The 20,060-nt window shown below is 66.3% G+C and carries 17 protein-coding genes, 3 tRNA genes and 1 pseudogene; 16 read left to right on the forward strand and 5 right to left on the reverse strand.

Annotation, left to right across the window (positions count from 1 at the left end; translation table 11 throughout):
* The first annotated feature begins 106 nt into the window (after window positions 1-106).
* The 4 genes from AC0CH3_RS06070 (at window position 107) to AC0CH3_RS06085 (ending at window position 2,231) form a co-directional block, all read left to right on the forward strand.
* Complete coding sequence (locus AC0CH3_RS06070; RefSeq protein ID WP_354302641.1) at window positions 107-454, forward strand: hypothetical protein; 348 nt, start codon at window positions 107-109, stop codon at window positions 452-454.
* 221 nt (window positions 455-675) lie between these two features.
* On the forward strand, window positions 676-1,035 hold the full coding sequence (locus AC0CH3_RS06075; RefSeq protein ID WP_354302643.1) for a hypothetical protein: 360 nt from the start codon (window positions 676-678) through the stop codon (window positions 1,033-1,035).
* A 249-nt stretch (window positions 1,036-1,284) separates the two neighbouring features.
* The gene (locus AC0CH3_RS06080; RefSeq protein ID WP_354302645.1) at window positions 1,285-1,860 is read left to right on the forward strand and encodes a GAF domain-containing protein; all 576 of its coding nucleotides are present in this window, start codon (window positions 1,285-1,287) and stop codon (window positions 1,858-1,860) included.
* Entirely contained in the window at window positions 1,857-2,231 is a 375-nt protein-coding gene (locus AC0CH3_RS06085) for a hypothetical protein (protein ID WP_354302647.1), read from the forward strand. The genes AC0CH3_RS06080 and AC0CH3_RS06085 overlap by 4 nt, the downstream gene beginning before the upstream one ends.
* 45 nt (window positions 2,232-2,276) lie before the next feature.
* Here AC0CH3_RS06085 and AC0CH3_RS06090 read toward each other — a convergent pair.
* A tRNA-Cys gene (locus AC0CH3_RS06090) sits at window positions 2,277-2,350 on the reverse strand.
* 188 nt (window positions 2,351-2,538) lie between these two features.
* Here AC0CH3_RS06090 and AC0CH3_RS06095 point away from each other — a divergent pair.
* The 7 genes from AC0CH3_RS06095 (at window position 2,539) to AC0CH3_RS06125 (ending at window position 13,008) form a co-directional block, all read left to right on the forward strand.
* A complete protein-coding gene (locus tag AC0CH3_RS06095) occupies window positions 2,539-3,714 on the forward strand; it encodes an AraC family transcriptional regulator (protein ID WP_465237699.1) in 1,176 nt (391 codons plus the stop codon).
* Between the two features lie 312 nt (window positions 3,715-4,026).
* Window positions 4,027-4,701 carry a protein-L-isoaspartate O-methyltransferase family protein gene (locus AC0CH3_RS06100; RefSeq protein ID WP_354302651.1) on the forward strand — a complete coding sequence of 225 codons (675 nt, stop codon included), beginning with the start codon at window positions 4,027-4,029 and terminating at the stop codon, window positions 4,699-4,701.
* Window positions 4,702-4,710: 9 nt separating this feature from the next.
* Window positions 4,711-6,246 carry a TolC family outer membrane protein gene (locus AC0CH3_RS06105; RefSeq protein ID WP_056021717.1) on the forward strand — a complete coding sequence of 512 codons (1,536 nt, stop codon included), beginning with the start codon at window positions 4,711-4,713 and terminating at the stop codon, window positions 6,244-6,246.
* A gap of 35 nt (window positions 6,247-6,281) precedes the next feature.
* The gene (locus tag AC0CH3_RS06110) at window positions 6,282-6,869 is read left to right on the forward strand and encodes a DUF2497 domain-containing protein (protein WP_354302653.1); all 588 of its coding nucleotides are present in this window, start codon (window positions 6,282-6,284) and stop codon (window positions 6,867-6,869) included.
* Between the two features lie 200 nt (window positions 6,870-7,069).
* Window positions 7,070-8,668, forward strand: a complete 1,599-nt coding sequence (locus AC0CH3_RS06115; RefSeq protein ID WP_465237700.1) for a histidine kinase famiy protein — start codon at window positions 7,070-7,072, stop codon at window positions 8,666-8,668.
* A gap of 39 nt (window positions 8,669-8,707) precedes the next feature.
* Complete coding sequence (locus AC0CH3_RS06120; RefSeq protein WP_354302657.1) at window positions 8,708-11,392, forward strand: valine--tRNA ligase; 2,685 nt, start codon at window positions 8,708-8,710, stop codon at window positions 11,390-11,392.
* 110 nt (window positions 11,393-11,502) lie between these two features.
* Window positions 11,503-13,008 carry an MATE family efflux transporter gene (locus tag AC0CH3_RS06125; RefSeq protein WP_465237701.1) on the forward strand — a complete coding sequence of 502 codons (1,506 nt, stop codon included), beginning with the start codon at window positions 11,503-11,505 and terminating at the stop codon, window positions 13,006-13,008.
* A 21-nt stretch (window positions 13,009-13,029) separates the two neighbouring features.
* Here the strand turns inward: AC0CH3_RS06125 and AC0CH3_RS06130 are convergent, their stop codons facing one another.
* The gene (locus AC0CH3_RS06130; RefSeq protein ID WP_056021725.1) at window positions 13,030-13,947 is read right to left on the reverse strand and encodes a diacylglycerol/lipid kinase family protein; all 918 of its coding nucleotides are present in this window, start codon (window positions 13,945-13,947) and stop codon (window positions 13,030-13,032) included.
* 113 nt (window positions 13,948-14,060) lie between these two features.
* Between AC0CH3_RS06130 and hemB the strand changes: the two genes are divergently transcribed.
* The 3 genes from hemB to AC0CH3_RS06145 are packed head-to-tail and all read left to right on the forward strand — an operon-like array spanning window position 14,061 to window position 17,797.
* Complete coding sequence (hemB, locus tag AC0CH3_RS06135) at window positions 14,061-15,053, forward strand: porphobilinogen synthase (RefSeq protein WP_354302661.1); 993 nt, start codon at window positions 14,061-14,063, stop codon at window positions 15,051-15,053.
* Complete coding sequence (locus tag AC0CH3_RS06140; protein WP_354302663.1) at window positions 15,046-15,591, forward strand: GNAT family N-acetyltransferase; 546 nt, start codon at window positions 15,046-15,048, stop codon at window positions 15,589-15,591. The genes hemB and AC0CH3_RS06140 overlap by 8 nt, the downstream gene beginning before the upstream one ends.
* Complete coding sequence (locus AC0CH3_RS06145; RefSeq protein ID WP_465237702.1) at window positions 15,584-17,797, forward strand: spermidine synthase; 2,214 nt, start codon at window positions 15,584-15,586, stop codon at window positions 17,795-17,797. The genes AC0CH3_RS06140 and AC0CH3_RS06145 overlap by 8 nt, the downstream gene beginning before the upstream one ends.
* A gap of 16 nt (window positions 17,798-17,813) precedes the next feature.
* On the opposite strand, the gene AC0CH3_RS06150 is transcribed toward AC0CH3_RS06145, so the two are convergent.
* Window positions 17,814-18,374, reverse strand: a complete 561-nt coding sequence (locus AC0CH3_RS06150) for a hypothetical protein (RefSeq protein ID WP_354302667.1) — start codon at window positions 18,372-18,374, stop codon at window positions 17,814-17,816.
* 94 nt (window positions 18,375-18,468) lie between these two features.
* Here AC0CH3_RS06150 and AC0CH3_RS06155 point away from each other — a divergent pair.
* Both AC0CH3_RS06155 and AC0CH3_RS06160 read left to right on the forward strand, forming a co-directional pair.
* Window positions 18,469-18,545, forward strand: a tRNA-Arg gene (locus AC0CH3_RS06155).
* Window positions 18,546-18,729: 184 nt separating this feature from the next.
* A tRNA-Pro gene (locus tag AC0CH3_RS06160) sits at window positions 18,730-18,806 on the forward strand.
* Between the two features lie 34 nt (window positions 18,807-18,840).
* Here AC0CH3_RS06160 and AC0CH3_RS06165 read toward each other — a convergent pair.
* Window positions 18,841-19,080: pseudogene (locus tag AC0CH3_RS06165) on the reverse strand (FRG domain-containing protein); the annotation flags it as partial.
* Between the two features lie 122 nt (window positions 19,081-19,202).
* Window positions 19,203-20,027 (reverse strand): hypothetical protein, encoded by an 825-nt coding sequence (locus tag AC0CH3_RS06170; protein WP_354302669.1) that lies wholly within the window; start codon window positions 20,025-20,027, stop codon window positions 19,203-19,205.
* Window positions 20,028-20,060 lie beyond the last annotated feature (33 nt).

The raw sequence follows: 20,060 nt of genomic DNA on the forward strand, positions 1-20,060 counted from the left end.
GGTGGGTAATTGCAGCGCTTTACGAGGCGCATGCGGGTTGGCGGCGGGCAGGGCTTTGCTATGGGCGGCCGGCGCGTTTCGCGTCGAGGCGCGCAAGGAGGCGAAGATGACCGGTGGAGCTCAGACAATGCAGGCACGGCTTATCGAGATCGCCAAGCAGGGCGACATCGCGTGGTTCGCGACAAACCCCGATCGTCGTATCCGCATCCGCCAGGCCGTTGCGCAGGAATTCGCCGACGACATCGGCGCCTCGCCGGTCGGCATGACCTGGTTCGCGCTGGTGCTCGAAGCACAGCCAGGCGCGCGGATCCGCCAGCCGATCGCGCTGCCGATCGGCTTCGCGATCGACGACATGGACGACGCAGCCCTGTTCAGCCTGTTCCAGCAGGCAGCACCCGCCGACGCAAAAGCGCTGCTGTCGCGGCTGCGCACGACGAAACTGCCGAACGCCTGAACCGGAACGCCGGCTGCTCCATCCGATTGCCGGGAGCGGCGCCGAACGCCAATCCGGCGGGTGCAAATCAGGCTGACACGCCGTCGGCGGCATCGTAAGCGCGGGTGATGCTTCACCGATCGCGAGTTATCCTGCCGTTCGTCTGCCTGATCCTGTCATCAGGATGCGATCGGCCCCCGACACCTGCGACGGACCGGAACGTCGCCAAGCAGGATCCCCTCGTGCAGGATCTCGACCGTCTCGAGGCGGGGGTGCGGATCGCAGCGGCGAACAAACGTATCGACGAGCTCGAGCGACAGGTCGGTGCGTTGCAGGCGACGCCGGAAAAGCTCGATCTGGATCTGCTCACCCGTCGCGTGGAGGCACTCGAGGTCAAGGCCAATGGCGGCATGTCCGACCTGACCGAATCCTCCGTCAGTGATACCAGCGGCACGAGCAGAAGCCCGGTATCGGCGGCGCCAACGCCCGAGCGTGCCGCGACCGCCGTCAAACGCAAGCCGGCGCCGACGCCTCCCGACGCCAAGGCGCGACCACGGCTGGCGACACCCGACGAGATCAAGGATTTCACCAACCGCAACTGACCGCCGCTGATGCGGCCAGCGGACCGGAGCGACCTGACGCCCCGCGCGTCGCCCTATCGCATGCCTGCGTGAGCAGAGCAGCGCCCAAACCCCGCTTGTATCGGGATGTGCACGATTTTCCTGCCCGATCTCGCCGTTCAAAACGCTTTTTTAGCCATTCGCCTCTAGATCGGGAGACCAGCAAATGGACCCGCGTGGCTGCCCATCTGCTCGATCGACACGATCAGGTTGCGGTGCTGGGAGCGCGTTATGTCCATCTCGTTTTATAGCGTGGCGAGTAAGCCGGACAATGAATCCGATCGCGAGAAGGCGATTGCCAGAACCGGTATTCTTGCCGAGCCGCATCAGGAAAAATTTCATTCGATCCTGGACTGCGTGCGAGGGGCTTTGCACGCGCGGGCTGCCGCCATCACGATCGTCTATCAGGACTCGACGTATCTGGTCTCCGCGCTCGGTTTCGACGCGGGCATCTACAAGCGATCGTCGTCGCTGTGCGCGCATACGATCCTGTCGCCCGATTCCCTCACCGTCGTGCCCGACACCGCCGCGGACGAACGGTTCGCGGGTAATCCCTATGTCGACACGATCGAAGGCATACGGTTCTATATCGCGGCGCCGCTGCTCGATGAGAATGGCGCGGCACTCGGCGCGTTGTGTGCGTTCGACCAGAAGGCGCGTGAGGTGGTGACCGAGGAGGACAGGGCGATGCTCTGGGAACTCAAGATCAAAGCGGAAGCGATCGTGAACAGCATCAGGAGTGATGGTGGCGAGATCCGGAAGGAGACCCTTGTCGCCCCGACAGGGGTGTCCGAGGCTGAACGGTGAACGTCTACCGGCGTATTGCGAGCGATTCCTCGCCCGATCTCAGTGAAAGGCGCTATTCGACCAGACGGGCCGTCGATCTGGACGTCTTCCTGATAACGCCGCTTGGCGACGCGCATCCCGCCAATATCCAGGACGTGTCGTCGCGCGGTTTCCGGATCCGGTCGGACTATGGAGTCACGATCGGCCGCTTCCTGACGCTCGATATTCCGGGGCTCACGCGGTATTCGGGCTGGGTAGCCTGGTCGTATCTCGGCGAGTTCGGGCTCGAAGCCGCGACCCCGGTTCCCGACGACATCGTCGACCATATCGTCACTTTGGGTGAACAGGCGATCGCGGCACCGGGGGCAAATTGCCTGCCTTTTACGATCTGATCTAGGGTAGCCGCGAGGCGCGATATCGCGCCTGAACGGTAAGATTGGAGGCCCGACCGGGAATCGAACCCGGGTGCGAGGATTTGCAGTCCTCTACGTCACCACTCCGCCATCGGGCCTCGATGCGCTGCGGAGGGCGCAGATGCGTGCTTTTACCGGGCGGGTCAACCGCCCGAGCGAAATTTGCGCCTAAAATAACCTCGAAGCCAGTCCGAGAGTGGGATCTGGCCGTCATGGTCGCCGCTTGTCGTGGTGCGCAAGTTGCTGCACTCAGGTGTCAAGATTCTGCGATTAAACGGGGATTCTGGTGAAAACGATCGATGTGAGGGGAGGGACCAACCTTGGCGGCGTGCAGCCGGAGATCTTTGCGATGCCGCCCGGCATGGCGATCCGGTACGACAAGCCCTGCGCCGCGTTGACCGACCTCATCACGGGCTATCACGTCTACCGGTCGTCGGGACCGGAAAGCCTGGGCCAGGTCGACCGTTTCCTGCCCGGTACCGCGAATGTCAGGTTCACGATCGATGCGGGGCCGGTATCGGTCTCGATCGGGCGCCGAACCTTCGCCGACCTGCCACCCGCGACGCTGTACGGCCCGACCGGAACCGCGCTTAAGGCGATCACCAATCGCGGGATCATGATCGGGTTCGGCGTCAGCGCGCTCGCCTGGAGCCGGTTGTTCAGGCGGTCGGCGGGCGATTACTGCAACAAGATCGTCCCCCTGGGCGAGGCGATGGGACCGATCGCGACCGGACGGTTCATGGATGCGCTGCGGCTCGCCGCGTGTGACGACGAGGTCGCGCCCGCGCTCGACGCGATCCTGTGCGACCTGCTCGGGCCACCGCCTGCCGAGGCGGCGTTGATCGGGCAGCTGAGCCACATGATCGGCAGGGACGGATCGCACGACGTCGCGACCGTCGCTGCCGAGCTCGGCATCACCGGCCATGCCCTGCGGCGTATCTCGGTCCGGCATTTCGGGTTCACGCCCAAGATGCTGTTGCGCCGCGCGCGCTTCCTGCGGTCGTTCCTGCGGCTGTTCAGGACGCCCGGGACGGTCGATTATTCGCTGATCGACCCGAGCTATTTCGACATGTCGCATTTCCTCCGCGACGCCGATACGTTTCTCGGGATGACACCGCGGCGGTTCATGGCGAGCAGCACGCCATTCCTCGACGCAAGCGTCCGCGCGCGCGCCGCCGTGCTCGGCGCGGCGACGCAGGTGCTGCACGTGCCGTCGACGATAGCCCCGATCGGCAGAGGGACGTCGGCGCAGGAACCGCAGGGCGATGCTGCGCCGCGCGGTACGCCAGCCGCGCCCGTGTCTGCACCGTCGGCTGGGTCGTTGCCCTTGCCGCCGGGCATGATCGAGGCCGCGACGATCGCCGCGATGGCGTCGACGTCGGTGCCAGCGATGGGAGCCCAGGAGGGCACGCCGCTCGGCCTCTCTGACGGCGACACACCGCCTGCACCCGATCCGGATTGAAATTGCGGGCGAATTGATGCGATCGCCCGAGGCGGACGTGCTAGGCCGGGGATGAGGTGTGCCGCAACCATGCGTGCGCCCTCGGCGTCCCGCCCGCGGCATCTTGGTGTCACACGGGCGGGCGGGGCGCCCATCGCTTCTCGTTGAAATCGCCCGGAATCCGCTGCGGACCTCGCGCCACGATCCGGTTTCGTCGGCTTTCGCTGCGATTTTCACCCCGCAGTCGCTTGGCGCAACGGCAGCGGCACGGTACAGCTTGGCCAGCAAACAAGTGTATTGCGCACCTAAAACAGTTGTGCGACAGGATAGGCCATGACGACGATCAGCACCGATACCACCAGCTCCGGCTTCGCAGCGATGCGCCATGCGATGGTCGCCAGCCAGCTTCGTACCAATGCGGTCAACGACCAGCGCGTCGTCGCCGCGATGGCGCGTGTTCCGCGGGAGGATTTCCTGCCGGCGAACGTGCGCAGCATCGCCTATCGCGACACCGCGATCGCGCTCGGGGCGGGGCGTTATGCGAACCTGCCCATGGCGACGGGGCGCTTGCTGACCGAGGCGTATCTCACCGCGACCGACCGGGTCCTCCTGATCGGCGCGGCAAGCGGCTATACCGCGGCGGTGCTGTCGGAGATCGTCGCGTCGGTCGTCGCGATCGAGAGCGACCCCGCCCTGATCGCCGTCGCGCGCGAGGCGCTGGCCGGCATCGACACGGTCGAACTCGTCGAAGGGCCTCTCAACGAGGGCCATGCGGCAGGCGCGCCGTACGACGTGCTGATCATCGACGGTGCGGTCGAATCGATCCCCGACATGTTGGTGGCGCAGCTTCGATCGGGTGGGCGCGTCGCGGCCGGTCTCGCCGAGCGTGGGCTGACGCGGCTCGCATCGGGGCGCAAGACCGATGGCGGGTTCGCGATGGCGGCGTTCGTCGACGTCGAGTGCGTGGTGCTGCCGGGATTCGCAACTCCTCAACCCTTCAAGTTCTGAGGCAAGACCATGCCGCGCGCCGCATCCTTCCGCTTCCTGCTTGCTGGTGTGGCGCTGATCTATAGCGCTGCACCGGTCGATGCGGAGACGTTACGCGAGGCGCTGGCCAAGGCCTACACGACCAACCCGACGATCACCGGACAGCGTGCGACGTTGCGCGCGACCGACGAGAATGTCCCGATCGCGCGCGCGGCCGGGCTGCCCGCGGCGAATGCGACCGCGGACTATTCGGAGTTCGTCCTCAACGCGTCCAATTCGTTCGTCGTCCCGCAGCGCCAGGGCGTGGCACGCGCCAACGTGTCGATCCCGCTGTATCTCGGGGGGCAGGTCCGCAATTCGGTCGCCGCGGCAAAGATCCGCGTCGAGGCAGGCCGCGCGACGCTGCGCGGGACCGAGGCCGATCTCTTCACCAACGTCGTCGCCGCCTATATGGACGTGATCCGCGACGAGGCGATCGTCGGGCTGAACACGCAGAACGTCCGCGTTCTTGACGTCAATCTGCAGGCGAGCCGCGACCGGTTCCAGGTCGGCGATCTGACGCGCACCGACGTCGCGCAGTCCGAGGCCCGGCTGGCACTCGCACGCGCACAGCTGCAGTCGGCGCAGGCGCAGCTGATCTCGAGTCGTGAGGGATATATCCGGCTCGTCGGCACGCCTGCTGGAACATTGGAGCCGCCGCCGACGCTGCCGCATCTGCCCGACAGCCCGGCGTCGGCGGTGACCGTCGCGATCGAGAACAATCCGGTGCTGATCGCGGCGGCCAAGGAACGCGACGCCACGCGGTATGACATCGGCGTCGCGCGCGCGACTCGCCTGCCGCAGATCAACGCGGTCGGCGGGAGCAGCTACACCAATTATCTCGGCTCGATCCCGGCGGTCGGCGGTACGGGCACGACCGGCTCGGTTCCGAACGCGAACAAGTCGGTTCAGGCCGGGCTGTCGTTGACGATGCCGCTGTTCCAGGGCGGGCGCCCGGCTGCACAGGTCCGCCAGGCCGAGGCGCTCAATGCGCGCGCGATCGAGAATGTCACCGCCGCAGAACGCAACGTGATCTCGCAGGCGCGCTCGGCCTTTGCGGTCTGGCGGTCGTCGGAGCAGGTGATCCAGTCGTCCGAGACCGCGGTGAACGCGAACAAGCTCAGCCTCGAGGGCGTGCGCGCGGAAAACAGCGTCGGCACGCGAACGATCCTCGACATCCTCAACGCCGAGCAGGAACTGCTCAACAGCCAGGTCACGCTCGTGACCGCGCGCCGCGACGCCTATGTCGCGGGCTTCGCGCTGCTGGCGGCGATGGGGCAGGCCGAGGCGCGCGATCTCGGTCTGGACGGCGGCGTTCTCTACGACCCGGTCGTCAATTATGACCGCGTCCACAAGAAGATCTGGGATTTCGGCGGCGATGGCCAGGCGCTGCCGGTGGCGACGCGTACCGTCCAGTCGCCCACGCAGACCGCTGATGTGCGGCGTGAACTTGATCCGTTGCTCGACAGTCCGGTTGACAGGAACCCGGCATTGACGACAGGTAGGGACGCGCCGAGCCGCCAATAGGGGCGGGACCGGCCATGGGGTTTGGGATGGTCCGGATGGGGGATATCAGCGCGGAGCCGTCGATGGAGGAAATCCTCTCGTCGATCAAACGGATCATCGCCGAAGAGGGCGATGGCATGCCGAGCCGTCAGCGGCGTCCGGCGCGCACGATGCAGGCATCACCGTCGGTCGACTATGACGACGAGATCGACGACGACGAAATTCTCGAACTGAGCGACCCGATGCCGATGGTAGACCGTACGCCCCGCCCGCCGAAATCGCCGGTGCTGACGTCGGTCGATCCGGTGCCCGACCCGCGGCACGCCGAACCGAGGCACGCCGAGCCACGGCACGTTGAGCCACGACCGGCCGCGCCTCGCCCGCAGGCGCAGCAGGCCCCGGTTCCGGAAGAGCCCGCCGAGCCGATCGTGTCGCGCGAAACCGCAGCTGCAACGCGCGCGCCGCTCGAGGCGTTGACGCGCATGATGGTGAAGCCCGACGCAAACAGTGACGGTACGCTCGAAGGGCTGGTCCGCGAGATGCTGCGACCTATGCTGCGCGAGTGGATCGATGCGAACCTGCCGCATATGGTCGAGGACATGGTCGCGCGCGAAATCGCGAAGATCATGAACCAGCAGCCCTGACCATCGGCGGGCTGTCAGATCGCGGCCCGCCCATCGTTTCCCGAGCCTGACCTGACGCTGCCATGGCTTAAGCTACGGAAGATGTACCGGTAGCGGGAGGGGAAGCCCAAGCGCGGCCGGCTTCCGGCTTCCGTCGCAAATCGCGTGTTCTGGCACGAGTCCGGCGGAACCACGGTGCGACGGACTTGGTTTGGTTGGGCATGTCCAAGCTGCCCGCGCCCGATACAGACACTGCTGCCTTGAGTGTGAGCGGGCACCTGCACGACATCATGCCCGCCGGCGCCGGGAGCGACATCTTTTTCGCGGCGGTGAAGACCACGCGGATGCCGATGGTCGTGACCGATCCGCACCGGCCCGACAACCCCATCATCTTCTGCAACGAGGCGTTCTCGTTCCTGACCGGCTATTCGCAGGACGAGATCCTCGGGTATAATTGCCGGTTCCTACAGGGGCCCGAAACCGACCGCACCGTCGTCGACGAGATCCGTGCCGCGATCGCCAAGCGCGAGGAGATCGCGGTCGAGGTGCTCAATTACCGCAAGAACGGCTCGACCTTCTGGAACGCGCTCTTCGTGTCGCCGGTCTTCGGCGACGACGGCGAGCTTCGCTATTTCTTCGCGAGCCAGCTCGACATTTCGCGGCGACGCGAGGCCGAGGAGGCGCTGCACGAGGCGCAGCGGATGGAGGCCGTCGGCAAGCTGACCGGCGGCATTGCGCATGATTTCAACAACCTGCTTCAGGTCATCCAGGGCTATGCGGATATCCTCGATGCCCGGATCGACGCGAGTGACCGCGCGGCGCGGCGCGCGGTGGATGCGATCGCGACGTCGGCATCGCGCGCCGCGACGCTGACCCAGCAATTGCTCGCCTTTGCGCGCAAGCAGGAGCTGCGCGACCGTTTGCTCAATCTCAACCAGCTGATCGGCGATTTCCGGCCGATCCTCGATCGCAGCATCGGCGATGGCGTCGTGCTCAAACGAAAACTGGCGAACGACCTGTGGAACTGCCGGATCGACCCAGTCCAGGCCGAGATGGCGCTGCTCAACGTCATCGCCAACGCGCGCGACGCGCTCGGCGGCGCGGGGACCGTCACGCTCACGACTCGCAACGCGGTCCTGCCCGAGGATGACGGCGTGGCAAAGCTCGAACCGGGCGAATATGTCGTCCTGAGCATCAGGGATGACGGGCCCGGGATCGATCCGGCGACTGCGGACAAGGTGTTCGAACCCTTCTTCACGACCAAGGAGATGGGCAAGGGCGCAGGGCTCGGTCTGGCGATGGTCTATGGTTTCGTGCGGCAGTCGGGCGGACTCGCCACGATCCAGAACGCGCCGGGCGGCGGTGCCGAGGTCTCGCTCTATTTCCCGCGCGCGAGCGGTGCGGTCGAGCGCAAGCCCGCCGGGCCGATCGCGCCGCGTACCGGCGGCGCCGAGCGCGTGCTGATGGTCGAGGACCAGATCGAGGTGGGCGAGCTCGGCAAGACGATCCTCGAGGATCTCGGCTATGACGTCGTGCTGGTGAACAGCGGGCGCGCCGCGCTCGATACGCTCGCGGCGGACACCGACTTTCGCCTGGTGTTCACCGACATCCTGATGCCCGGCGGCATGAACGGCGTCGCGCTGGCGCAGAGCGTCCGGCGCGATTTCCCGCATATCGCGGTGTTGCTGACCACGGGCTTTGCCGATGAGGCGATCGACGAGGGGAGCCGGTCGTTCGAGCTGATCCGCAAGCCCTATCGGCGCAACGAACTCAACCAGCGGATCCGCGCGGTGCTCGACAAGCCGGGCGCGCGGACGTGAGGCTGGTCTAGCCCGGACGCGCTCGCTAAGGCGTCGGGCATGAGCGAGCTTCCCAAAACCTTCGACCCCGCCTCCATCGAATCGCGCTGGTATGCGCATTGGGAGGCCAGCGGCCAGTTCCGCCCCGACCGCCCAAACGCGGAGCCATGGACGATCGTCAACCCGCCGCCCAACGTCACGGGCAGCCTGCATATCGGCCATGCGCTCGACAACACGCTGCAGGACATCCTGACGCGCCACGCCCGGCTAAAGGGCAAGGACGCGCTCTGGGTGGTCGGCACCGATCACGCCGGCATCGCGACGCAGATGGTCGTCGAGCGCCAGATGGGCGCGATGTCCCCGCCGCAGAAGCGCACCGACCTGTCGCGTGACGAGTTCATCGCCAAGGTCTGGGCGTGGAAGGAAGAGAGCGGCGGCGAGATCACGCAGCAGCTCCGCCGGCTCGGCTGCTCGATGGACTGGGCGAACGAACGCTTCACGATGGACGAGGGCTTTTCGAAGGCCGTCCTCAAGGTGTTCGTCGACCTGCACAGGCAGGGGCTGCTGTACCGTGACAAGCGCCTCGTGAACTGGGACCCGGGCCTCGGCACGGCGATCAGCGACCTCGAGGTCGAGACTCGCGAGATCAAGGGGAGCTTCTGGCACCTGCGCTATCCGCTCGCCGACGGATCGGGCTTCATCGAGGTCGCGACGACGCGGCCCGAGACGATGCTCGCCGACATGGCGGTGGCGGTTAACGGCGCGGACGAGCGCTATACCGCGCTGATCGGCAAGCAGGTGAAGCTGCCGATCACCGGGCGTCTGATCCCGATCATCGCCGACGACCATGCCGATCCCGAGCTCGGATCGGGCGCGGTGAAGATCACGCCCGGCCACGACTTTAACGATTTCGAGGTCGGCAAGCGGGCCGGGATGGCCGCGGGCGCGATGCTCAACATGCTCGATGCCAAGGCGCGCGTCGTGCAGGTGTCCGACGGGCTGATCCCGGATGCGTTCCTTGGCCTCACGACCGCGGAGGCGCGGAAAGCGGTCGTCGCGCAGCTGAAGGCCGAAGGTTTCCTGATCGCGCATGTCGACAAGGAGGGCGTCGAGCACGACGCCGAACCGCGCACGATCCAGACGCCGTACGGCGATCGCTCGGGCGTGGTGATCGAGCCGTGGCTGACCGACCAATGGTATGTCGACGCCAAGACGCTCGCGCAGCCCGCGATCGAGGCGGTCCGCGTCGGCGCGATCGATATCGTGCCCAAGACCTGGGAGAAGACCTTCTTCAACTGGATGGAAAACATCCAGCCCTGGTGCGTGTCGCGGCAGCTCTGGTGGGGGCACCAGATCCCGGCCTGGTTCGGGCCGGACGGCACGCCGTACGTCGCCGAGACGGAGGCCGAAGCGCAGGCGCTGGCCGGCGCGGGCGTGACGCTGGTTCGCGATCCGGACGTGCTCGACACGTGGTTCTCCTCCGCCCTCTGGCCGTTTGCGACGATGGGCTGGCCCGAGGAATCCGATCCCACGCTCGGCGGGCGCTATCCCAACGACGTGCTGATTTCCGGCTTCGACATCCTGTTCTTCTGGAACGCGCGGATGATGATGCAGGGGCTGCACTTCATGAAGGACGTGCCGTTCCGCACGCTCTACCTGCACGGCCTCGTCCGCGCGGCGGACGGCGCGAAGATGTCGAAGTCGAAGGGCAATGTCGTCAACCCGCTCGGGCTGATCGACCAATATGGCGCCGATGCGCTGCGCTTCTTCATGGCGGCGATGGAAAGCCAGGGCCGCGACATCAAGATGGATGAGAAGCGCGTCGAGGGCTATCGCAACTTCGCCACCAAGCTGTGGAACGCGGCGCGGTTTGCGCAGGCCAACGGCATCGTCGCGAGCACCACGCTCGAAGCCCCCCGCGCGGACCTCGCGGTCAACAAGTGGATCATCGCCGAGACGATCGCGACCGTGCAGACGGTTGACCTCGCACTCGCCGACTACCGGTTCGACGGCGCCGCCAACGCGATCTACCAGTTCGCGTGGAGCCGCTTCTGCGATTGGTATCTCGAACTCATCAAGCCGCAGATGGTCGGTGACGAGCGCGGCCAGATCGATGACGAATCCAAGGCCGTCGCGGGCTGGGTGCTCGACCAGATCCTGGTCTTGCTCCACCCGTTCATGCCGTTCATCACCGAAGAGCTGTGGCACGCGATGGGCCCCCGCGATCACGACCTGATCGTCGCGCAGTGGCCGATGGCCGATGCGCGCTCGCTCGATCCCGAGGCGAGCAGGGAGGTCGACTGGCTGATACGACTGGTCCAGGAAATCCGCACCGCGCGCAACGAGCTGAACGTGCCGCCGGGCGCGCGTCTGCCGCTGCACGTCCGTGATGCCAACGCGGCGACGCTGGCGCGGCTCGAACGCCAGGCCCCTGCGCTCGCCCGGCTCGCGCGCGTCACGCATGCCGAGGGCGAACCCGCCGGCGGCGCGGCGCAGGTCGTGGTCGACGAGGCGACCTTCGTCCTGCCGCTCGAAGGCGTGATCGATCTCGAGTCCGAGCGCACGCGTCTCACCAAGGCGATCGCGGCGGCGGAGAAGGAACGCGACGCGCTGGCGGGCCGGCTCGGCAATGCGAGCTTCGTCGAGCGCGCCAAGCCCGAAGCGGTCGAGAAGGCCAAGGCGGATCACGCCGACAAGGCGGCGGAAGCCGCGCGGCTGCAGGCGGCGCTGGGCCGGCTGGGCTGACTTCCGTCCGCTGTACGGGACGGGCATGGGCGTGCGTTACGAAAGCTGCCAGCATATGGGGTCGGGGCCTGTCCTGACCCCGCATGCAAAGGGGAGGGGACCCGACTGCGATGCCTGATGCGACGGACACGGCTGCAGCGAAGACCGGCCAGCGCGACCTGACCGCGGGGCCGATCGGCAAGACGTTGCTGGCGTTCGCGCTGCCGACGCTTGGATCGTCGATCCTCCAGTCGCTCAACGGTTCGATCAACGCGGTGTGGATCGGCCAGTTTCTCGGCGAGCGCGCGCTGGCGGCCACGACCAACGCGAACATCATCATGTTCCTGCTCGTCGCGGCGGTGTTCGGCTTCGGCATGGCGTCGACGATCCTGATCGGCCAGAACATGGGGCGGCGCGACATCGATGCGGTACGCCGCGTGCTTGGCACGTCGTTCGGGCTGTTCACGATCATCTCGGTTCTGACGGTGGGGATTGGCTGGCTGGTCGCGCCGGCGATCCTGCGCGTGCTGGCGACGCCCGCCGAGGTCTATCCGCTCGCGCTCGCCTATCTGCGCGTGATCTTCGTCGCGATGCCCGCGGGGTTTTTGTCGGTGCTGCTGACGATGGCGTTGCGCGGTACGGGCGATTCGCTGACGCCGCTCAAGTTCATGGCGCTCGGCTCGGTCGTCGACGTCGCGCTCAATCCGCTGCTGATCCGCGGCTGGGGGCCGATCCCCGCGCTTGGGATCGAGGGATCCGCGCTCGCGACGCTGATCGCCAACACCGTCTCGTTCGTCGCGCTGCTCGCCTATATCTATGCGAAGGACCTGCCGATCCGGCTGCGTGGCGCGGAGCTGCGCTATATCCTGCCCGATCGTGCGCTGCTGAAGACGATCGTCGTGAAGGGCGTCCCGATGGGGTTGCAGATGCTCGTCGTCTCGACCTCCGCGCTGGCGATGATCGGGCTCGTCAACCGTCACGGCACGACGACCACCGCAGCCTATGGCGCGACCAACCAGCTCTGGACCTATGTCCAGATGCCCGCGATGGCGGTCGGCGCGGCGGTCAGCGCGATGGCGGCGCAGAATATCGGCGCAGGGCGCTGGGACCGGGTCGATCGCATCACGCGCGCGGGGCTGATGATGAACCTTGCGCTGACCGGCGGCCTCGTCGCGGTGTTGACGCTGCTCGACCGGCACGTGCTGTGGCTGTTCCTGGGGCAGGACGGCGGTGCGATCGGCATCGCCACGCGCATCAACCTGATCGCAGGGTGGAGCTTCATCCTGTTCGGCGTGTCGATGGTGTTGTCCGCGACGGTGCGCGCGAACGGGGCGGTCGTCGGGCCACTCGTCATCCTCGCGATCGCGATGGGGCCGGTCCGCTTCGGGCTCGCCTATGCGCTTGAGCCCATGCTCGGCGCGGATGCGATCTGGTGGAGTTTTCCCGCGGGATCGCTCGCGTCGATGCTGTTGACGATCGCTTATTATGCGCGAGGCGGCTGGCGGCGGGGACGGATCGCCACGCCGGGATCAGTCGGGGCTGCGGGAGCGGACGCGCAGGACGCCACCGGCGATGGCGCGGGCGAGCAGACCAGGGCCGATTGCGAACCGACCGCTCGATCGATGCCCGTCGGCTGAGCGTCGCCGCCAAGCGTCTGATCAGCGCTCCGGCGGAACGGAAACCGGCGCCATCACGCGGATGATCCCCGCGGCAACCTTCGCGGTCACGGGTGTCTTTGCCAGCACCTCGCCGTCGATCGAGATGGGCAGCTTGGGTATCGTCGTGATCTTCAGGCTCTTGCCGCGAAAGTCACGGACCTTTTCATGGCGCGACTCGTGGCGGAAGACGCTGGCGAGCCAGTTCATCACGAGCCGGCGTTTCACATGCCCCATCACCGCCTGGACGACGATCTCGCCCGAATCGACCGCGGCGGCATCGACGAGTTCGGTACCGCCGTGGAACGGACCATTGGAGATACGGACCTCGACGACGCGCATGCGCACCGCGTCGTCACCCTCGCCGACGATCAGCGTGAAGGGCCGGAAGCGCGCGAACTGATACGCCGCCCAGCCGAGATACCCCACCCTACCGAGGATCTTCTTCAAGCCGTGGGGGACGGTTTCGGCGATCTTCGGGCTGATCCCCATCGCCGCGCAGTTGGCGAAATAGTCGCCGTCGATCATCCCGAGATCGATGCGCCGCGGCGCCCCCGTCCGGATGACGTCGACCGCGCCTTCAACCGTCAGCGGGATGCCGAGCGTACGCGCAAAGCTGTTCGCGGTGCCGAGCGGGAGCACGCCGAGAATCACGTCATGACCAACCATCAGATCGACCAGCCCGCTGATCGTGCCGTCGCCGCCGCCCAGAATCAGCAGATCGGGCTTTTTGGCAAGCGCGGTCCTGACGGTCTGCTCCAGATCATCGGGATCGTCGACCGCATGCGCATCGACCGGAAAGGGCAGACCGGACATGCTCGCGCACGCGCGCTTGAACATCTTCTGCCCCTTGCGCGACTTCGCGTTCACGACGAGGGCAGCCGACTTGATCGGGGCGGGATCGGATGGGGCGGTGGTCATCGAGCGCACAACGCACGGAACGCGGTTTCGCACCCGTAACGCTTCGCCGGAAAATTCTTCGTGCGTGAACCCCGCGCTTGCCTCGCTTCCTGCCATCCCGCAAAGCCCTTCGCATGTCCGCAAGCTATCCCGCGCTTCGCCTTCGCCGCACGCGTTCGACCGGCTGGAGCCGGCGCCTGCATGCCGAAACCGTACTCACCCCGGCCGACCTGATCTGGCCGCTGTTCGTCGTCGAGGGGGAGGGTGTCGAACAGCCTATCGCCAGCCTGCCCGGCGTCTCGCGCTGGTCGGTCGATCAGATCGTCGCACGCGGTCGCGAAGCGCGCGACCTCGGCATCCCCTGTGTCGCATTGTTCCCGTATACACAGCCCGAACGGCGGACCGAGGACGGCCGCGAGGCGCTTAACCCCGACAATCTGATGTGCCAGGCGATCCGCGCGCTGAAGGATGCGGTTCCGGAGATCGGTGTGCTGACCGATGTCGCGCTCGACCCCTATACCAGCCACGGCCATGACGGGCTGGTCGATGCGGCGGGCTATGTCGTCAACGACACGACCGCGGAGATGCTGGTCGCGCAGGCGCTGAACCAGGCGGCGGCGGGCGCGGACATCATCGCGCCGAGCGACATGATGGACGGCCGGATCGGCATGATCCGCACCGCGCTCGAGGCGGAGTCGCATCACAACGTCCAGATCATGTCCTATGCCGCCAAATATGCGAGCGCCTTTTACGGCCCGTTCCGCGATGCGGTCGGCAGCCGCGGGCTGCTGAAGGGCGACAAGAAGACGTACCAGATGGATAACGCCAATGCGGAGGAGGCGCTGCGCGAGGTCGCGATGGATCTCGCCGAGGGCGCCGATACGGTGATGGTCAAGCCGGGCCTGCCCTATCTCGACATCATCGTCCGCGTCCGTCAGGCGTTCGAGGTGCCGGTCTTCGCCTATCAGGTGTCGGGCGAATATGCGATGATCGAGGCGTCGGCCGCAGCCGGCGCGGGCGACCGCGACGCGCTGGTGCTCGAGACGCTGATGGCGTTCAAGCGCGCGGGATGCTCGGGCGTGCTGACCTATCATGCGGCACACGCGGCAAAGCTGCTGAATGGGTGAGTTTCGGCTGGACGCCGGCCGGCTGATCCTTCGGTCGTGGCGTGACGGCGATATCGAACCCTTTGCCGCGATGGGGCGCGATGCCGAGGTGATGCGCTATCTCGGCCGCCTGGCGACGCGCGCGGAGGCTGAAGCCGCGATCGGCCGGATGGTCGAGCGCCAGCAATCCTGCGGCCACTGTTTCTGGGCCGTCGAGCGCAAAGCGGACGGCATGTTCCTCGGCTTCTGCGGACTGCTTCCCGCCAAACCGCCGATCGCAGGCGAGATCGAGATTGGCTGGCGTCTTGCGCGTCATGCCTGGGGACAGGGTTATGCCCGCGACGCGGCCGCAAGGAGCCTCGACTGGGGCTGGGCGAACCTGTCCGTCGACCATATCGTCGCCATCACGGTGCCGGCGAACAGCCGCAGCCGGGGGCTGATGCAGCGTCTGGGCATGCACCGCGTCGAGGACGGCGATTTCGACCATCCGGAACTCGGCCTATCCGATCCGCTTCGCCGCCACATCCTCTATCGTATCGAGCGACCTGCCAATGCCTGAGTCCCCCGTGATGGCGCGGTGGTGCCGCACCCTGTTCGTGCTGACGATTCTCGCCGGGTCGTTCCTGCTGTTCCTCGTGCAGCCGATGGTGGCGCGGATGGCGTTGCCGCGGCTCGGGGGAGCCCCGGCGGTGTGGAATTCGGCGATGCTCGTCTATCAAGCCCTGCTGCTCGGCGGCTATGCCTATGCGCATTGGCTCGGCCGGGTGAAACCGCGCGCACAGGCGGCGATCCATCTGGGCGTGCTGGCGGTGGCCGCATTATGGCTGCCGATCGGGCTGTTCGCGCTCGACCTGCCAACCGATGCGCAGCCCGCGGTCTGGGTGCCGTGGCTGCTCGGCCTGTCGATCGGGCCGCTGTTCTTCGCGGTATCGGCGCAGGCGCCGCTGATCCAGCGGTGGTTCAGCGTGTCGAGCGGCGGGGCGGATCCCTATGCGTTGTACGCCGCCTCCAACCTAGGCAGCTTTGCGGGTCTCATCGCCTATCCCCTGCTGGTGGAGCCGTTGTTCGCGATCCGCGGGCAGAGCCTGATCTGGAGTATCGGTTATGCCGCGCTGGCGGTGCTGGTCGCCGTCTGCGCGACGCGGTTGCCGCGGACCGCAACCGCGGAGCACGTCGCCGCTAGCAGCCCCGCGCCCGGACGGATGCAGATCCTGCACTGGATCGCGCTGGCGCTCGTCCCGTCGGGGCTGATGCTTGCGACCTCGACCTATATCACCACCGATATCGTCGCGATGCCGCTGCTCTGGGTGCTGCCGCTCGGGCTGTATCTTCTGAGCTTCTCGATCGCCTTCGCGCAGGACCGCACGCTGGCCGATCTGCTGACCCGGATCGCGCCGGTGACGATCCTGCTGTTCGGCGGCATCATCATGGGCGGGTTCAACGACAAACCGCTGTTCAGCGCGGGGATCGCACTGACGCTGCTGTTCATGGTGTCGGTCGCGTTGCATACGGCGATGTACCGGCGTCGACCGGCGGCCGACCGCCTGACGGGCTTCTATCTCGCCATGTCGGTGGGCGGCGTGCTCGGCGGCGTCTTCGCGGCATTGCTCGCACCGGTGATCTTCGACTGGACCTATGAATATCCGTTGCTGATCCTGGCGGCAGGCGTGCTGGTGCCTCAGATGTACCTGACCGCGACGTTCCGGTCACTCTGGGTCGGCGATTCCACGCGCCGGCTCGTCGCGCTGGGCGTGATCGTCGTGATCCTCGCGGTCGCGGCAGGAATGCGGATATCGAATCCCGATGGCATCATCGGCGACCAGCACCAGGGGGCGGCGTTCCTGCTGATCGCGGCGATCGGGCTTGCGACGCTGGGGGCGCGGCTGCCCTATGCGATCGTGCTCGCGAGCACGCTGGTGATGTTCGGCGGATATCGCGCGTTGCAGCTGAGCGCCGAGAGCGGCGCGCGCGAGCGGAGCTATTTCGGCGTGTACACCGTCCGCGGCGACGGCGCGGTCCGCGAACTCGATCACGGGACCACCGTGCACGGGTTGCAGCTACGCGGATCTCCCGCGCGCGAACGGACGCCGACCACCTATTATGTCGCAAATTCCGGGATCGGCCAGGCGATGCAGGCGCTCCCGGCGCTGTACGGACCGCGCGCGCGCGTCGGTGTCGTCGGGCTGGGGACGGGGACCTTGTCCTGTTATGCCAGGCCCGGGCAGGCATGGCGGTTCTACGAGATCGATCCGGCGGTCGTGCGGATCGCGCGCGATACGGGACAGTTCACCTACCTGTCGCAGTGCCTTCCGAAACCCAGCATCCGGATCGGCGATGCGCGTATCGTGCTCGCGGGCGAGCGCTCGTCGAGCCTCGACCTGCTCGCGCTCGACGCCTTCTCCTCGGACACCGTGCCGATGCACCTCATGACGCGCGAGGCGTTCGCGACCTATGGCCGCGTGCTGTCGCCCCGCGGGCTGCTCCTCGTCCATATCTCGAACCGCTATCTCGACCTGCAGCCCGTGGTCGCAGCCGCGGCGCGGGAGGGCGGCTGGACCGCGACACACCTGCTGTACCGGCCATCCCCGAACGAGAGTGACCGTGCGTCGCCATCGGACTGGATCGCGCTCTCGCGGGATCCGCACGTCATCGACACGCTGACGACTGCCAACCCGGACTGGACGCCAATCGTCGCGAAGGCCGGGACGACACCATGGACCGACGACTATTCGACGATCCTGCCGTTGCTCAAAGGCCTCTGGTAAGTCTCACGAAACCGGGTCAGGCGGCGGGCAGCGTCGCCTGGATACGCCCGATCGTCTCGCCGATCCGGTCCGAATCAGCCTGCGTGCGCTCGCGGACAGCATCGAGCGCGGGATAGGCCGCCTCGAGCTTGACGGCGCGATCCGTCGCGCGCCGTTCGATGTCGGTGACGAGCAGCGACGCCTGCGCGCGCCAGTCGTCGAGCTGCGCAAGATCGGTCTGTGCGGTAAGCCACGCCTCGCTTCCGACCGGCTGGCCGCGGGCCGCGCGCGCCGTTCGCTCCGCGCTCACCGACGCCTTGGCGAACCCGGCAGCGACAGCCACGCGCCGACCCTCGTAGCGCGCGATGTCGGTATCGAGCGCGGGATCGGGCCTCGCGACCACCGTCTTCACCTCGGGCTCGGCAAAACCGATGCTTTCGGCGGGACGAATGCCGAGCGAAGGATAAACGGTCGTGTCCTTGCTGCACGCGGCGGTGGCAAGCAGCATCGCCGCGAGCAGCGCGGCTCCGGTCGCGGGGATGGGGCGGCGCGTGATGGCGTCGGAGGGAAGAGGGCGGGCGGCGCGGTCGTGTTTCATGCCGTTCGCTGTATGCCGACGGCACGCGCCGCACAACTTTATCGCCAAGCACTCTTGCGCCGCGAAAAATGCCTGCTATCAGCGCCCCTCCAGTGCACCCATAGCTCAGCTGGATAGAGCATCAGACTACGAATCTGAGGGTCGGGCGTTCGAATCGCTCTGGGTGCACCATTCTCCATCGATGTCATCATGACGGTCCCTGCGGGCGGTATGCGCGCGACTGCGGTCTTTTCGCGCGGTTCGGAAAACTTACGCGAAGATCGTTCGGGACCCGCTTGCATAGCCCGAAACGGCTGGCTATACGCGCCCCTCCAGTCACCGGCCGGGCCCCGCAGGGCCCCGCGCCGGACTCCGTCGGGGAGTAGCTCAGCCTGGTAGAGCACTGTCTTCGGGAGGCAGGGGCCGGAGGTTCGAATCCTCTCTTCCCGACCATTTACGCGCATGCCCAAAGGGCTGCGAGGCGCGTTCAATTTTGATTACATTGTCGTTGTTCAGTCGATGAGCGGCCTCCGGCGCGATTAGCGGGCTCCGGCGCAATTAGCGGGCTGTCGGTTCGGTCGAGAAGCATCATTGGTCCGCCATAGTGTTGAGCTGGGACGATCCACTCTATATCGTGCCTTGGAAACGGAGAGGCGAACTCCGCAGCACCACGGGGCCACCGATGAAGTGCCTCTCGTTTGGGGATGCCCTTCTTGCGTGCTCTATATGCTGAAGGTTGCGTGGATCAACTTACATCCGCATGGTCGTGGTAAGGGGTATCGCGAGTCGGTTTTTGCGACAATGCTTGAAAAAACGCGCAAATCTGTCGGGGGCCACGCTGATCCATAGTTAGATTGCCTTTCGTCGATCAGCGATGTCGTCTAGCAACACCATCAACGGAGCAGGCCAGACAACCCCCTCGTCAGCAGCACGATCCACGAGCTTCCTGATGTGAGAGACCGACGCTGGCGACCCACCCAGCGCAGTGTAGGCGTCCGCCATCGCCATGACAGTCGCGTGAAATCTCTGCCGCTGCGCCCGAACCCCGGGGTAAGCAAACGGGAACACGACGAGCGAGAAGCCGACGCTGAGGACTGTAACGCCAGCTACGATGCCAGCGATCCAAAGCGCAACGGTGGAGTCAGGCGCCAGCCAGGCAAGGCCACCCGCTATCGACAGCCCGATCACCAGTGACTTGAGGTTGTTCCAAAGCCAAGACAGCACCGTCGGTAGTTTTTGCTTCAACTGGGGTTGCATCTCGTCTGCGAAGGCGAACATCTCCGCTGCCATCAGCATGTCCGTCAGCAACCGATCGAGGCCATCGACCCGATAGGGGAGTGCGAGATACTTGGCGGCCGCTTCTTCGACGTCGAGGCGGATGATGTAAGGCTCAGCGTGCTTCTTGCCCGCAAGCGTTGGTCGCGACTGATGATTCCAACCGACGACGGATTGCTTGTCATCACAATCCCACCAGTTCGGGTTCACGGCTCGCGCTGCGGTCTCCACGACGTCGAGACCGCGTCGGATGTTGTCGTCTCGATCCCAATCGTCCGCCGCAATAGCGGCCGCTCCAGCCCGGCCAACCTGAGCGAGAAGCGTACCCCAAAATCGGCTCTTAGCCAGCTCATGGCTTCGGACCTGATCGTCCTGATACGATCTCCCAACAGTTGCCATCCATCATGCTCCCCAGGGAAAGCTATGGTTGGT

It is taken from the genome of Sphingomonas sp. AC449 (assembly GCF_979253475.1).

Bases quoted from the DNA above. Each gene is read 5' to 3' on its own strand.
- AC0CH3_RS06145 (WP_465237702.1), top strand. From the start codon at position 15,584: ATGCCTGAGTCCCCCGTGATGGCGCGGTGGTGCCGCACCCTGTTCGTG.
- hemB (WP_354302661.1), top strand. From the start codon at position 14,061: ATGTCCGCAAGCTATCCCGCGCTTCGCCTTCGCCGCACGCGTTCGACC.
- AC0CH3_RS06130 (WP_056021725.1), bottom strand. From the start codon at position 13,947: ATGACCACCGCCCCATCCGATCCCGCCCCGATCAAGTCGGCTGCCCTC.
- AC0CH3_RS06170 (WP_354302669.1), bottom strand. From the start codon at position 20,027: ATGGCAACTGTTGGGAGATCGTATCAGGACGATCAGGTCCGAAGCCAT.
- AC0CH3_RS06150 (WP_354302667.1), bottom strand. From the start codon at position 18,374: ATGAAACACGACCGCGCCGCCCGCCCTCTTCCCTCCGACGCCATCACG.
- AC0CH3_RS06140 (WP_354302663.1), top strand. From the start codon at position 15,046: ATGGGTGAGTTTCGGCTGGACGCCGGCCGGCTGATCCTTCGGTCGTGG.
- AC0CH3_RS06105 (WP_056021717.1), top strand. From the start codon at position 4,711: ATGCCGCGCGCCGCATCCTTCCGCTTCCTGCTTGCTGGTGTGGCGCTG.
- AC0CH3_RS06115 (WP_465237700.1), top strand. From the start codon at position 7,070: ATGTCCAAGCTGCCCGCGCCCGATACAGACACTGCTGCCTTGAGTGTG.
- AC0CH3_RS06125 (WP_465237701.1), top strand. From the start codon at position 11,503: ATGCCTGATGCGACGGACACGGCTGCAGCGAAGACCGGCCAGCGCGAC.
- AC0CH3_RS06110 (WP_354302653.1), top strand. From the start codon at position 6,282: ATGGGGGATATCAGCGCGGAGCCGTCGATGGAGGAAATCCTCTCGTCG.
- AC0CH3_RS06080 (WP_354302645.1), top strand. From the start codon at position 1,285: ATGTCCATCTCGTTTTATAGCGTGGCGAGTAAGCCGGACAATGAATCC.
- AC0CH3_RS06100 (WP_354302651.1), top strand. From the start codon at position 4,027: ATGACGACGATCAGCACCGATACCACCAGCTCCGGCTTCGCAGCGATG.
- AC0CH3_RS06070 (WP_354302641.1), top strand. From the start codon at position 107: ATGACCGGTGGAGCTCAGACAATGCAGGCACGGCTTATCGAGATCGCC.
- AC0CH3_RS06120 (WP_354302657.1), top strand. From the start codon at position 8,708: ATGAGCGAGCTTCCCAAAACCTTCGACCCCGCCTCCATCGAATCGCGC.